At 63.1% G+C, this 13,183-nt stretch carries 11 protein-coding genes; 5 read left to right on the top strand and 6 right to left on the bottom strand.

Features of this window, described 5'->3' with window-relative positions:
* Nucleotides 1–40: 40 nt before the first annotated feature.
* A complete protein-coding gene (locus IVB13_RS24470; protein ID WP_007598178.1) occupies nt 41–595 on the bottom strand; it encodes an ActR/PrrA/RegA family redox response regulator transcription factor in 555 nt (184 codons plus the stop codon).
* A gap of 103 nt (nt 596–698) precedes the next feature.
* Entirely contained in the window at nt 699–2,009 is a 1,311-nt protein-coding gene (locus IVB13_RS24465) for an ActS/PrrB/RegB family redox-sensitive histidine kinase (RefSeq protein ID WP_018455877.1), read from the bottom strand.
* A 105-nt stretch (nt 2,010–2,114) separates the two neighbouring features.
* On the opposite strand from IVB13_RS24465, the gene IVB13_RS24460 reads away from it, so the two are divergent.
* The 4 genes from IVB13_RS24460 to IVB13_RS24445 all read left to right on the top strand — a co-directional run bounded on the left by IVB13_RS24460 (nt 2,115) and on the right by IVB13_RS24445 (nt 6,353).
* Entirely contained in the window at nt 2,115–2,918 is an 804-nt protein-coding gene (locus tag IVB13_RS24460) for an ABC transporter ATP-binding protein (RefSeq protein WP_085349757.1), read from the top strand.
* A gap of 109 nt (nt 2,919–3,027) precedes the next feature.
* Nucleotides 3,028–3,846: an ABC transporter permease gene (locus tag IVB13_RS24455; protein WP_018455879.1), complete on the top strand. Its 819-nt coding sequence runs from the start codon at nt 3,028–3,030 to the stop codon at nt 3,844–3,846.
* Between the two features lie 121 nt (nt 3,847–3,967).
* Nucleotides 3,968–5,296, top strand: coding sequence for a polyhydroxyalkanoate depolymerase (gene phaZ / locus IVB13_RS24450; protein WP_018455880.1), 1,329 nt, complete (start codon nt 3,968–3,970; stop codon nt 5,294–5,296).
* Nucleotides 5,297–5,513: 217 nt separating this feature from the next.
* On the top strand, nt 5,514–6,353 hold the full coding sequence (locus IVB13_RS24445; RefSeq protein WP_026233044.1) for a SprT family zinc-dependent metalloprotease: 840 nt from the start codon (nt 5,514–5,516) through the stop codon (nt 6,351–6,353).
* Nucleotides 6,354–6,528: 175 nt separating this feature from the next.
* On the opposite strand, the gene IVB13_RS24440 is transcribed toward IVB13_RS24445, so the two are convergent.
* Nucleotides 6,529–7,188: a hypothetical protein gene (locus IVB13_RS24440; RefSeq protein WP_247295909.1), complete on the bottom strand. Its 660-nt coding sequence runs from the start codon at nt 7,186–7,188 to the stop codon at nt 6,529–6,531.
* Nucleotides 7,189–7,543: 355 nt separating this feature from the next.
* Nucleotides 7,544–9,757: a penicillin-binding protein 1A gene (locus IVB13_RS24435; protein WP_018455883.1), complete on the bottom strand. Its 2,214-nt coding sequence runs from the start codon at nt 9,755–9,757 to the stop codon at nt 7,544–7,546.
* A gap of 167 nt (nt 9,758–9,924) precedes the next feature.
* On the opposite strand from IVB13_RS24435, the gene IVB13_RS24430 reads away from it, so the two are divergent.
* Nucleotides 9,925–10,350, top strand: coding sequence for a DUF1330 domain-containing protein (locus IVB13_RS24430; RefSeq protein ID WP_018455884.1), 426 nt, complete (start codon nt 9,925–9,927; stop codon nt 10,348–10,350).
* An 84-nt stretch (nt 10,351–10,434) separates the two neighbouring features.
* On the opposite strand, the gene IVB13_RS24425 is transcribed toward IVB13_RS24430, so the two are convergent.
* The gene (locus IVB13_RS24425) at nt 10,435–11,661 is read right to left on the bottom strand and encodes an ABC transporter substrate-binding protein (protein WP_085385519.1); all 1,227 of its coding nucleotides are present in this window, start codon (nt 11,659–11,661) and stop codon (nt 10,435–10,437) included.
* A 231-nt stretch (nt 11,662–11,892) separates the two neighbouring features.
* On the bottom strand, nt 11,893–13,119 hold the full coding sequence (locus tag IVB13_RS24420) for an ABC transporter substrate-binding protein (protein ID WP_026233046.1): 1,227 nt from the start codon (nt 13,117–13,119) through the stop codon (nt 11,893–11,895).
* Nucleotides 13,120–13,183: the final 64 nt, after the last annotated feature.

Here is a 13,183-nt window from a genome sequence, read left to right as displayed (position 1 = left end):
TGGGCACGGCGCTTTGCGCCTTGCCCACCCTACGGCACCGTTATCGCGGCGCGCGCTTGGCCAAAATCCGCTGCAACGTGCGCCGATGCATGTTGAGCCTGCGTGCCGTCTCCGAGACGTTGCGGTTGCACATCTCGTAAATGCGCTGGATGTGTTCCCAGCGCACGCGGTCGGCCGACATCGGGTTCGCCGGCAACTCGGACTTGTCCGAGCCGGTCGATAGCAGCGCCGCGACGACGTCGTCGGCGTCCGCGGGTTTCGAGAGATAATCGACCGCGCCCATCTTCACCGCGGTGACGGCGGTGGCGATGTTGCCATAGCCGGTCAGCACGATCGCGCGGGCGTCGGGGCGCTTCTTCTTCAGCGCCGAGACCACGTCGAGACCGTTGCCATCACCGAGCCGCAGATCGACCACGGCGAATGCCGGCGCCGCCTTGCCGATCTGCGCCAGACCGTCCGAGACGGTGTCGCATGACGTCACCGCAAAGCCGCGCGTTTCCATGGCGCGCGACAGCCGCTCCAGAAACGGCTTGTCGTCCTCCACGATCAGCAGCGAGCGGTCGGTCTGTTCGTTCAGTTCGGCGATGGCGTTCAAGGTTTGGTCCTCTCTCCAGCGCGTCTACATATGGCGGCGCAATCGGGCGGTGCCAAGGGCGCCAATGGTCGATCGGCCCCGTTGTGCGACGCAAGGTCGCGGCCTATCCTATTGTTTCTTCGAAGGTCTCGATAGCCTCAAAACGGTCTCGCGGCCACGTGATCTGGACCACTGCGCCATGGTCCGGAAAGGTCCGGTTGGTAAACGAGACCTTGGCGCCGGTGCGCTCCAGCAAGGTGCGCGCGATGAACACGCCGAGCCCGAGGCCGCCGCCTTCGTCCTTGCTGCGCCGCCGCGACAAATAGGGCTCGCCGATCCGGTTCAGGATGTCAGGCGGAATGCCGGGACCATCGTCGGAGATCACGAGCTCGATTGTGTCCTTGTTCCACCACGCATTCACCTCGACGGTGGTGCGGGCGAAATCGACCGCGTTCTCGACGATATTGCCGACGCCGTAGAGGATCGCCGGATTGCGCGAGCCGACCGGTTCGGCCACGATGGCGACGGCGATGCGCACCTTGATATCGACGCCGAAATCGCGGTGCGGCGCCACCACCTCCTCGATCAGCTCCGACAGCTTCATGCGGTCGAACGGCGCGCCGGTGGAGGAGAGCTGGGTGATCTTGCTCAATATGTCGCGGCAACGCTGCGTCTGCTCGCGCAGGGTCTTCAGGTCGGCGGCAAAGTTCGGCTCCTTCACCGTCTTCTCCAGCTCGCGCGAGATCAGGAAGATCGTCGCGAGGGGCGTGCCGAGCTCGTGCGCTGCGGCTGCGGCCAGGCCGTCGAGCTGGGTCAGATGCTGCTCGCGCGTCAGCACCAGCTCGGTCGCGGCCAGCGCGTCGGCGAGCTTGCGCGCCTCCTCGGTGACCTGGAACGAGTAGAGGCTGGTCACGCCGATCGCGAGCGCGATCGAGAGCCAGACGCCGACGAGATAGATCGGCGGCAGCACCAGCGGATCATCAGAATCCCAGGGCAGCGGCAGATGGAAGAAGAACAGGACCGAGGCGCAGGCGACAGCCAGCACGCCGAGGCCGAAGGTGAAGCGGGCCGGCAGCGCCGTCGCGGAGATCAGCACGGGCGCGAGGAACAGGAACGAGAACGGGTTCTGGAGTCCGCCGGTGAAGAACAGGAGACCCGCCAGCTCCACGATGTTGAGCGCGAGCAGTCCGGCCGCCTGCATCGGCTCCAGCCGCTGCAGCGGATTGGACACGGTCTGGAGCGCCAGATTGAGCGCCGCCGACAGGGCGATGATGCTGACGCAGGGAACGATCTCGACATTGAATTCCAGCCCCTGCGCCACGATGAAGATCGCGGCGAGCTGGCCGAGCACCGCGAGCCAGCGCAGTCGCAGGATCGTATCCAGGCGGATATGCCGCTGCGCGGGGCGAAAGTCGGAAGCGGCAAGTTCGGTCATTTCGGCCAATGGGGCGGTGCCTTCTCGATCACAAGCGCGCGGCTCACGGAACCGCCGGATTACAAGCCTTGCGCTCTCCGCTGCAATAGCAGAAGAACGCCCAGCATGACGGAGAATGACAAGGCTTCAAGCTGGCCGACTGTCGCGGATCGCAGCCTCTCCGCGGCAATCGCGGTCGATCACCTGGTCAAGGTCTACAAGCAGACCCGCGCCGTCGACGACATCTCCTTTTCGCTTCCGCGCGGCAGCATCACCGGGCTGCTGGGCGGCAACGGCGCCGGCAAGACCACGACCATCGCGACGATCATGGGCCTCGTGCTGCCGACCTCCGGCCGCGTGCAGGTGCTCGGGCATCGGATGCCGGAGGACAGCGCGTCCGTGCTGGGTCGGATGAACTTCGAGAGCCCCTATGTCGACATGCCGATGCGGCTCACGGTGCGTCAGAACCTCACGGTGTTCGGCAAGCTCTATGCGGTGAAGAACCTCTCCGATCGCATCGCTGAGCTCGCCGACGATCTCGATCTCACCGAGTTCATCGACCGCGCCAACGGCAAGCTCTCCGCAGGACAAAAGACGCGCGTTGCGCTTGCCAAGGCGCTGATCAACCAGCCCGAGCTGCTGTTGCTGGACGAGCCGACCGCCTCGCTCGATCCCGACACCGCCGACTGGGTCCGGGGGCATCTGGAGCGTTATCGCATGGCGAACAACGCCACCATCCTCTTGGCGTCGCACAACATGCTCGAGGTCGAGCGGCTCTGCGATCGCGTCATCATCATGAAGCGCGGCCGTATCGAGGACGACGATACGCCCGAAGCCATCATGGCCCGCTACAACCGCACCACGCTGGAAGAGGTGTTTCTGGACGTCGCGCGCGGAAGGGTGAACGGCGCGCAGGAGGTGGCACGATGAGCCAGGCCGTATGTTGCGACCGTAGCCCGGGTGAGCGAAGCGATACCCGGGAACGCCGCCAGCAAGGTCCCGGATATCGCTTCGCTCATTCGGGCTACGCGGTGCCGCAATGACCGAACTCTCCCTCCACCGCGGCATCTCCGTCCACCGCATTGGCGCGATGATCCTGCGCTATTGGTACCTGTTGCTGTCGTCCTGGCCGCGGCTGCTCGAGCTGCTCTACTGGCCGGCGCTGCAGGTCATCACCTGGGGCTTTCTGCAGCTTTACATCGCGCAGAATGCCAACTTCTTCGCGCGTGCCGGCGGCACCCTGATCGGCGCCGTCATTCTCTGGGACATCCTGTTTCGCGGGCAGCTCGGCTTTTCGATCTCGTTCCTGGAAGAGATGTGGGCGCGCAACCTCGGCAATCTCATGATGAGCCCGTTGAAGCCGATCGAATTTCTGCTGTCCCTGATGATCATGAGCCTGATCCGGCTCGCGATCGGCGTCATCCCCATGACGCTGCTCGCGTTATTCCTGTTTCACTTCAATGTTTATGCGCTCGGCGTGCCGCTGATCGCGTTCTTCTGCAATCTGATCTTCACGAGCTGGTCGGTCGGCATTTTCGTCTCCGGACTGGTGCTGCGAAACGGCCTCGGCGCCGAGAGCATCGTCTGGACCTTGATGTTCGGCATCATGCCGCTCGCCTGCGTCTACTATCCCGTCAGCGTGCTGCCGGTCTGGTTGCAATACATCGCCTGGACGCTGCCGCCGACCTACGTGTTCGAAGGGATGCGCGCGCTGCTGATCGAAAACACCTTCAGGACCGATCTGATGCTGAGCGCGTTGGCCATCAACGCGGTGCTGTTGCTTGCATCTTTTGGGGCATTCCTTGCCCTTTTGCGCAGCGCCAGGATGCAGGGCTCGCTGCTGTCAGGCGGCGAATAACGTCACTTTCTCGTGGATTCTGCCCGGTTTGGGCACCTCGGCCACGTAGATGTACGGAACCATGCATTGACGCAATATTACGCATTCGGCAGTATGCTGCGATGCGAAGAGGAATATAGCGATGCCGATTGGTGAGTTTGGCGGGGCGCCGCCCCTGGTGGCCGAAGGCAGTCCTGTCCTGACGACGCCGATGTACTGGATGTACGAGATGGGGCAAGCCTCTCTCAATCCGGCGCGTGCGATCACGGACGCGACCAAGCTCCTGTTTCAGAATCCGCTGAACCCCTGGGCACGCACCGAGGTTGGCAAGTCGGTTGCCGCGGCCTGCGAATTGTTCGAACGCACCACCCGCCGCTACGGCAAGCCGGAATGGGGCCTCAACGACACCGAGGTCAACGGCATCCGCGTTCCCGTCGAGGTCCGCTCGGTCTGGGAAAAGCCGTTCTGCCGCCTGCTCTACTTCGATCGCAAGTTCGCCCGTCCACTGCGCAGTCCGCATCCACGCGTGCTGATCGTCGCTCCGATGTCCGGCCATTACGCGACGCTCCTCCGCGGTACCGTCGAGGCTTTCCTGCCGGCGCATGAGGTCTACATCACCGATTGGGCCGATGCCCGCATGGTGCCGCTCAGCGACGGCCGCTTCGATCTTGACGACTACATCGACTACGTCATCGAGATGCTGCATGTCCTCGGCGGCAACACGCATGTGCTGGCGGTGTGCCAGCCCTCGGTTCCCGTCGTCGCTGCCGTTTCGATTATGGAAGCGCTACGCGATCCCTTTGTGCCGACCTCGATGACGCTGATGGGCGGCCCGATCGACACCCGGCGCAATCCGACTGCGGTGAACAACCTGGCCCAGGAGCGCGGCATCGACTGGTTCCGCAACCACGTCATCACCAAGGTGCCGTTCCCGCATCCGGGTATGATGCGCGACGTCTATCCGGGCTTCTTGCAGCTCAACGGCTTCATCAGCATGAATCTCGACCGGCATATGGATGCCCACAAGCAGCTATTCGCCAACCTGGTAAAGGGCGACGGCGACCTCGTCGACAAGCATCGTGACTTCTACGACGAATATCTCGCGGTGATGGATCTCTCCGCCGAGTATTACCTGCAGACCGTCGACACCGTGTTCGTGAAGCATTCGCTGCCGAAGGGCGAGATGACCCATCGTGGAACACGCGTCGATCCCTCCAAGGTCACGCGCGTCGCGTTGATGACCGTCGAAGGCGAGAACGACGACATCTCCGGCATCGGTCAGACCGAAGCAACGCACACATTGTGCAGCTCGATTCCCGATCACCGCCGCGTTCATTACGTCCAGAAGGGCGTCGGACATTACGGCGTGTTCAATGGCTCGCGCTTCAAATCGGAAATCGTGCCGCGCATCCACGACTTCATGGTCTCGGCGGCGAATCCGAGCTCATTGCAGGCTCTCGCGGCCGAATAATCGCGTTTTTCGGCTTTCCCGCTGAAAATCGACGCCCTGTCGGAGGCTCCGACAGGGGCGAGTTCCCGCTAGATTCGCGGTATTTAGGTAGCTTTGTAGGAGTGAGTCCAACCTCACCCCTTGGGGGTGCCACATGCGCCGAACGGGGGCGAAAAAAGCCGGTTCCAACCCCAGTCTGTAGGGTCTCCCGGACGCCAGACCCCTGTATATTGGGCAAATGATTTGTTTTTGCGCCGAGCGCTTTCCCTGGCGGCGGTTATGGCAGAATCCGGGCGCTCTCCTGCCCCCCGGACTGACAGACATGGCCACTCGCGCACTCCTCTATCGGCGGCCCCACGAGCCGAAGACCCTCCTGATCACCCATGGATCGCAATATTTTGCGATTCGACTGCGCCGGCATCGCCGCGCGCGCCGTTACACGCTCAGAATTCATCCGAGCGATCGCGAAGCCATCCTCACCATGCCGCCGCGCGGCACGCTCGCCGAAGCAAAAGACTTCGCGCAGCGCCACGGCGCGTGGATCGCGGCACGTCTCGGCCGTTTGCCGAAGGCCGCGCCGTTCCAGCCTGGCACAGTGATACCACTTCGCGGCACGGCCCATCGCATCGTTCATCGCGCCGGCACGCGCGGTACGGTGTGGACGGAAGTGCGCGACAGCGGGGAGCGCATTCTCTGCGTCGCCGGCGGCGTCGAGCATGCGGACCGTCGCATCAGCGACTTCCTCAAGCGCGAGGCTCGCCGCGACCTTCAGCGTGCGGCGGAATCCTATGCCGCCGAGCTCGGCGTCAAGGTCAAGCGGCTCTCGATCCGCGATCAATCCAGTCGTTGGGGCTCCTGCACCTCGGCCGGCTCGCTGTCGTTCTCCTGGCGCCTGATCCTCGCGCCGCCCTACGTGCTCGACTATCTCGCCGCCCACGAGGTCGCCCATCTCGTTGAGATGAACCACTCGGCGCGGTTCTGGCGCGTCTGCGGCAAGGTCTGCCCGTCGATGGAGCGCGCCAAGAAGTGGCTCGATACGTACGGCAACGACCTGCACCGCTACGGGGTCGAGGATTAGGCCCTCGCTGCCAACCTCCATCTGACGCTGTCATCGCCCGGCTCGACCGGGCGATCCAGTGTTCCGAGGCGGTTGTTATTGAACCGAGAGGCCGCGGCGTACTGGATTCCCGCGTTCGCGGGAATGACAGTTGAGAATGCAGCGACGTCCGCGCGTACTCAATTCATCCCTCTGCTCAGGCGCTGACATCCGCGCTTGTCCCCGGCTGCGTGCGCGAGGCGAGATAGGATGACTGCAATTGCACGCCGGCCTTCTGGCCCTCGGCCAGCATCGCCTGGAAGGCTGCGTCGAGTTGATCGCGGCTATAGGTTGCGGAGCTGCTTTCACGCGGGGTCCATTGCGATTGCGTGATCGCGGTGGAAGCTTTTTCAACGGTGCCACCGAGCCGCTCGGCGTATCTGTCGGCCCGCCACTGCGCCAGATCCGGTCCACTCAGATCGGGTGGATCCTCCAGCTTGCCGATCTTTCCAGCCGCCTCGTTGGTCATCGTTGAGGACCCGCCATTGTACAGGGTGGCGACCACCTTGCCGTCGACCTTCACCTGAGCATAGGTGTTCTCAGGGGCATCGTCCGAGACGACCGACTGAGTTGCGCTCGTGTCATGGGTCATCAGCCAGTTCGATGCCATGAGGTCGCGCAGGTGAGGATTGTCCGCCGCCGATATCGACTTGGCGCCTGTCAGGGGCTTGACCTGCGAGACGTCAATCCGAAAGCCGTCGGTCGCAGCATCAGTCGCATCCGGTCCCGCCGGCTGAAGACTCGATGTCCTATTCGAAGCGGACGTTGATGCGGGTCGCAGATGAGGCAACGCCGCGCTGGATACACCCGACATCATGGAACGCTCTCCGATACTTGCTCAACCTGTGAGAGCAAATCCCGGGCCGCCGACCGGAGCTTGAAGAGACTGGTGTTTTTGCGTTCCGGGAGCTGCGGGGATCGGCCGATTTTGCCATGGTAGGCAGGACTTGCCGAAGACGACACCGGTGGCGAACCGGGAGAGCCGAGATAGCGGCCGCGTTCGGGATGATGGCGGAACGGTTCTGTTTTGCCCGAGGTGTCAAATGGCTTTGCTGTCAGAATCAGCCGTCTTGCGCCTCACGCAAGCCGTTGATTTCGTTATCCTCGGCTACTGTGCATGGGGTTGTTTTCGCTTGTTTTTGTTTTGAGGTCACCCGGACCTCAGGTCGGCGCTAGCGATTCCCGCCGAACAGCCGGTCCATCAGCCAGCCATCGAGTCCTGCGGCTGCCTCCGGTCGCGCATTGGCGCGCGTGGGGGGTGGGCGATAGCCGCCGTTGCTGGCCGGTGCGGGTCCGGGCGCTGCCGCTGTTGGCGGCGACACCTGCGACGTCGCCTGCGCCAGGTTCGACAGGCCCCAGCCACCTGGAGAGCTCGGCAAGGCTGCTACCGGCACGCCCTCGTGCGCTGTGCGCATGAAGCGCGACCAGACTTCGACCGGCAAGCCGCCGCCGGTGGCCTTCTTGGTCGGCGAGTTGTCGTCATTGCCGAGCCACACGCCGGTGACGAGGTTGGCGGTGTAGCCGATGAACCAGGCGTCGCGGTAGTCCTGGCTGGTGCCGGTCTTGCCGGCCGCTGGCCAGCCCGGGATCTCCGCCTTCTTGGCGGTGCCGCTGATCAGCGTTTCCCGCATCATCGCGTTCATCATGCCGACATAGCGCGGGTCGACCACCTGGTTGTGCTCGTCCGCCTGGCGCATGTAGAGCAGCTTGCCACTGAGCGTCCTGATCCGCGTGACGACATGCGGCGTCGCCGTGAAGCCGCCATTGGCGAAGGGTGCATAGGCGCCGACCAGCTCGACCATCGAGACTTCGGAGGTGCCGAGCGCGATCGAGGCGTTGGGCTCGAGTTTCGAGGAGATGCCGAGCCGGTGCGCGGTGCGCACCACGTTCTTCGGCCCGACCTCGAGGCCGAGGCGAATGGCGACCGTGTTGAGCGACATCGCGAGCGCCTGGGTCAGCGTCACCGCGCCGAAATATTCGTGGGTGTAGTTCTCAGGCCTCCAGCCCTTGACCTCGATCGGCGCGTCCTGGCGGACCGTGTCGGGCGTCAGCCCCTGCTCGAGCGCGGTCAGGTACACGAACGGCTTGAACGAGGAGCCCGGCTGGCGCCTGGCGGTGACCGCGCGGTTGTACTGGCTCTCGGAATAGTTCCGCCCGCCCACCATGGCGCGAACCGCGCCGTCGGGCGTCATCGCCACCAGTGCGCCCTGGCTGACATTGAATTTCACGCTCTTGGCCGCGAGCTCGTCGATGATGGCGGCTTCCGCCACGCTCTGGAGCTTCGGATCGATCGTGGTCTCGACCTTGATGCTCTCGTCGATCTGGCCGACCAGATCGTCCAGCACCTCGCCGATCCAGTCGGCGACGTAATTGACCGTGCCGGCGCCGACCGGCTTCACATTGTAGGAGGGTTGGCCGATCGAGGCCTGCGCCTGCGCTTCGGTGATGAATTTGGCATCCGCCATCGCCGTGAGCACGATTTTCGCGCGCGCTTCTGCGCCCTCGGGGTTGCGGTTAGGCGCGAGCCGCGAGGGCGATTTGACGAGACCGGCCAGCATCGCCGCTTCCGCGACGGTGACGTTCTTGGCCGATTTGCCGAAATAGCGCTGCGCGGCGGCCTCGACGCCGTAGGCGCCGGAGCCGAAATAGACGCGGTTGAGATAGAGCTCCAAGATCTCGTTCTTGGAATGCTTGCGCTCCAGCCAGATCGCGAGCTCCGCTTCCTGCAGCTTGCGCGCCATGGTGCGCTCCTGGGTCAGGAACAGGTTTTTCGCCAATTGCTGCGTCAGCGTCGAGCCGCCCTGCGACACGCCGCGATGGAGCACGTTGGTGACGAGCGCGCGGAGGATGCCCACGGGATCGATGCCGAAATGCGAATAGAAGCGGCGATCCTCGATGGCGATGAACGCCTTGGGCAGATATTGCGGCAGATCCTTCAGCGAGACGTTGGCGCCGGCCATCTCGCCGCGTTGCGCCAGCATGCTGCCGTCCATGCCGACGATCTGGATCGTCGGCGGCCGCTTGGGGATTTCCAGCGACTGGATCGGCGGCAGATGAGCGCCGACATAGATCACGACGCCGATCACGGCGATGGCGCCCCATAGGCCCAGCACCGCGCCCCAATAGACCAGGCGACCAAGGCTCGCGCCGATGCGTGACTTCGATCGCCGCTTGGGGCTGCCGCGGCCGGCTGGCGCCTTCCGCTCGCGCGGCGGCTCGTCGCCGGCATCCTCGCTCTTGCGCTTGGCAGATGACTTCGTTGATTTCTTCGGCTTCTCATCGCCGCCAGGAATGCGGTCGGCCGCGGTCAGGCGCAGATCGGCGAGTGCCGCAGGCAAGCCGAACAACGGCTCCTTCCGCCCACCCTTTTTCTTTCCCAACCCCATACGCAAACGCCCGGTCAGCCCGCCCCGCCGCACGCTAGCGGTCGCTGTTTAAGGCCCGGTTACCCAGAGCTTAACGCGCGATTAGGAGGTGCGGCATTCGCTGGCCGCAGCTCCGCTGGGAGGTCGGCAGAGCTAGGATCGCCGGCATAAAAGAAAAGGAAACTCAGATGGGCCACATCGATCCAACCAAGGAGATTTTCGCGCAGTTCCGGGACAACGACCGTCCCGGCCCGATCCACATGCTCAACCTGGTGCGCTTACGCAAGGAGGCAGCCTATCCAGATGGCCGCAAGGCGAGCGGCGCGGAAGCCTATGCGGCCTATGGCCGCGAGAGCGGCCCGGTGTTCGAACGCCTCGGCGGCCGCATCGTCTGGCAAGGCAAATTCGAGTTGATGCTGATCGGCCCCGAGACTGAGCGCTGGGACCATTGCTTCATCGCCGAATACCCAAGCGTCGCCGCGTTCGTCGAGATGATCCGCGATCCCGTCTATCGCGAAGCGGTTAAGCACAGGCAGGCCGCCGTGGAGGATTCACGGCTCATTCGGCACGCGGTGCTGCCGGTGGGCAAGAACTTTGGCGAGGTGCCGGCCTGAGCGGCGTCGGCGGAACTCCCTCCTCAAGGTGGATGGCCGGGCTTGACTCGGCCATCCACGCCTCACCTGCTTGCTCCGAGAAAACTAACCCGCCGGACCCGCATCTTCCAGGAGCGGGCCGAACAGCTCCCAGCGTTCGCCGTTGAACTTCATCATCTGAAGCTGCTTGTTGACGCGGTAGTCGGTCGCCGAGGTGTTGGCCTTGATGCCGGGCAGGGCGATATCGCTGGTCACGTCCTTCAGCGAAGCCGCCTGCTTCATGACGTTTTCGCGCGTCAGGTTGTCGCCGCACTGCTGCAGCACGTGGGCCAAAAGCTGGGCGGTACCGTAGCCGTAGGTATTGAAGTTCGAATCCTTGTCGCCGTCCGGATAGTACTTCGCCATGAAGTCGAAATACTTCTTCAGGCCGGCATCGTCCTTCCAGGTCGGATCGAGCGGATCCTTGCCGTAATTGACGCTGATCACGCCCTTGGCGGCGTCGAGACCGGCAGGCTTCATCACCGCGCCGACCGAGGTGGCGTTGATGTCGACGATCTGCACCGGCTTCCAGCCGATCTCGCCGATCTTCTTGATCGCCTGCGCCGCTTGCTTCGGCGTGCTGGCGCTGAAGAACAGATCGGCGCCGGCATCCTTGATCTTGAGGATCTGCGAATCGACGGTCGGGTCCGAGACTTCGTAGGAGGACTCGTTGACGATCATCTTGGCGGCCTTGTCGCCGAGCCCGGCCTTGATGCCGTTCAGATAGTCCTTGCCGAGATCATCGTTCTGATAGAGCACGCCGACTTTGGCGTTTGGATATTCCTTCAGGATGTACTGGCCGTAGATGCGGCCCTCGACGAAATAGTTAGGGTTGTAGCCCATCGTCCACGGAAAGTTCTTCGGGTCCGTGAACTTCGAGGCGCCGGTGGCCGCGAACAGCTGCGGCACTTTCTTGGAGTTGAGATATTTTTGCACGGCCGCATTCGATGGCGTGCCGATGATCTGGAAGGTCAAGAGCACCTCGTCGCTCTCGACCAGCTTGCGCACCTGCTCCACTGCTTTTGGCGGCGAGTAAGCGTCGTCATACTGGATCAGATTGATCTTGCGGCCGTTGATGCCGCCCTGGTCGTTGATCATTTTGAAATAGGCGGCCTGGGTCTTGCCGATCGACGCGTAGGCCGATGCCGGTCCCGAGAACGGCACGGTCTGGCCGACTTTGATCTCGGTATCGCTGGCCCCCGGATCATATTTCTTCTGGGCATTGGCCGCCGAGACCGATAGCGCCAGGGTCAGCGCCGTTGCCGTGGCCAGATGCAGCATTCCATTCCTCATTCGCATTTCCTCAATGTTTGTTGCCGGTGATCAATCAGGTGCGCCTGTGCGCACCTGATGTCACCGCTGACGGCGATAGTGGATGAGGCGTTGTTGCAACGCAAGTTTGGGCGTGCGCCCGCAGTTCGTAGCATGCGCGGCTGCGCAGCAGGTTTGTAAGGTGGGCAGCGCCGGCGGATGCGCGAAGTGCAGTCCGCCGGGCGTAACCCGCCCTATGAGATATCCGAGAGGCTAACCCGCTGGACCCGCATCCTCCATGATCGGGCCGAACAGCTCCCAGCGTTCGCCGTTGAACTTCATCATCTGCATCTGCTTGTTGACGCGGTAGTCGTTCGGCCCGGTGTTGATCTTGATGCCGGGTAGCGCGAAGCTCGGGGTGAAGTCCTTGATGTTAGCGACCTGCTTCATCACGTTCTCACGCGACAGGTCGTCGCCGCACTGTTTCAGCACCTGCGTCAGCAATTCGGCGACTGAATAAGCATAGGTGTTGACGGTATTGAGCTTGTCCCCTTCGGGGAAATACTTGTCCATGAAGGCAAAGAACGCTTTCACGCCCGGATCGTCCTTCCACTGCGGATCGCCGGGCTCCTTGCCGTATTGGGTGGAGATGATGCCCTTGGAGATGTCGAGACCGGCCGGCTTCAACGTCGCCGAGATCGGGCTCGCGTTGATGTCGAGAATGTGCACCGGCGTCCAGCCGAGCTCGGCGACCTTCTTGATCGCCTGCGCCGCGAATTTGGGTGTCGAGGCATCATAGAAAAGATCGGCGCCCAACGACTTCAGTTTGACCACCTGCGAGTCCACCGTCGGATCGGTGACCTCGTAGGACACCTCGCCGACGATCATGCTGGCGGCCTTGTCGCCGAGACCGCTCTTGAGGCCGGCGAGATAGTCGCGGCCCATGTCGTCGTTCTGGTAGAGCACGCCGATCTTGGCGTTCGGATGCTCCTTGAGGATGTACTTGGCGTAGATGCGTCCCTCGGACACGTAGTTGGGATTATAGGCGATGGTCCAGGGATAGTTCTGCGGATCGTTGAAGCGCGCGGCGCCGGTCGAGGCCAGCAGTTGCGGGATCTTCTTGCCGTTGAGATATTTTTGCACGGCAGCGTTCGCGGCCGTGCCGATGATCTGGAAGGTGAACAGCACCTCGTCGCCTTCGACGAGCTTGCGCACCTGCTCGACCGTCTTCGGCGGCGAATAGGCGTCGTCATACTGGATCAGATTGATCTTGCGGCCGTTGATGCCGCCCTGATCGTTGATCATCTTGAAGTAGGCGGCCTGGGTCTTGCCGATATTGGCGTAGACGGAATAGGGCCCGGAGAACGGCACGGTCTGGCCGATCTTGATCTCGGTGTCGCTCGCGCCGGTGTCGTATTTCTTCTGGGCGAGAGCTTGGTTGGCGGAGAACGCGAAGGCGAGCGCCGCCGTGGCGGTGATGAAGGCTCTGCGATTGCTCATGTGGGCTTGTTCCTCCTGACGGAATTTCCGACCGACGGTCTTGTCCCGTTGATTGCCAACGGTC

The sequence above is a fragment of the Bradyrhizobium sp. 17 genome (assembly GCF_023073515.1).
GTDB lineage: Bacteria > Pseudomonadota > Alphaproteobacteria > Rhizobiales > Xanthobacteraceae > Bradyrhizobium > Bradyrhizobium canariense_D.
The sequence above is the reverse complement of the archived record's forward strand: the minus strand, read 5'-3'. Positions and strand labels throughout refer to the sequence as shown.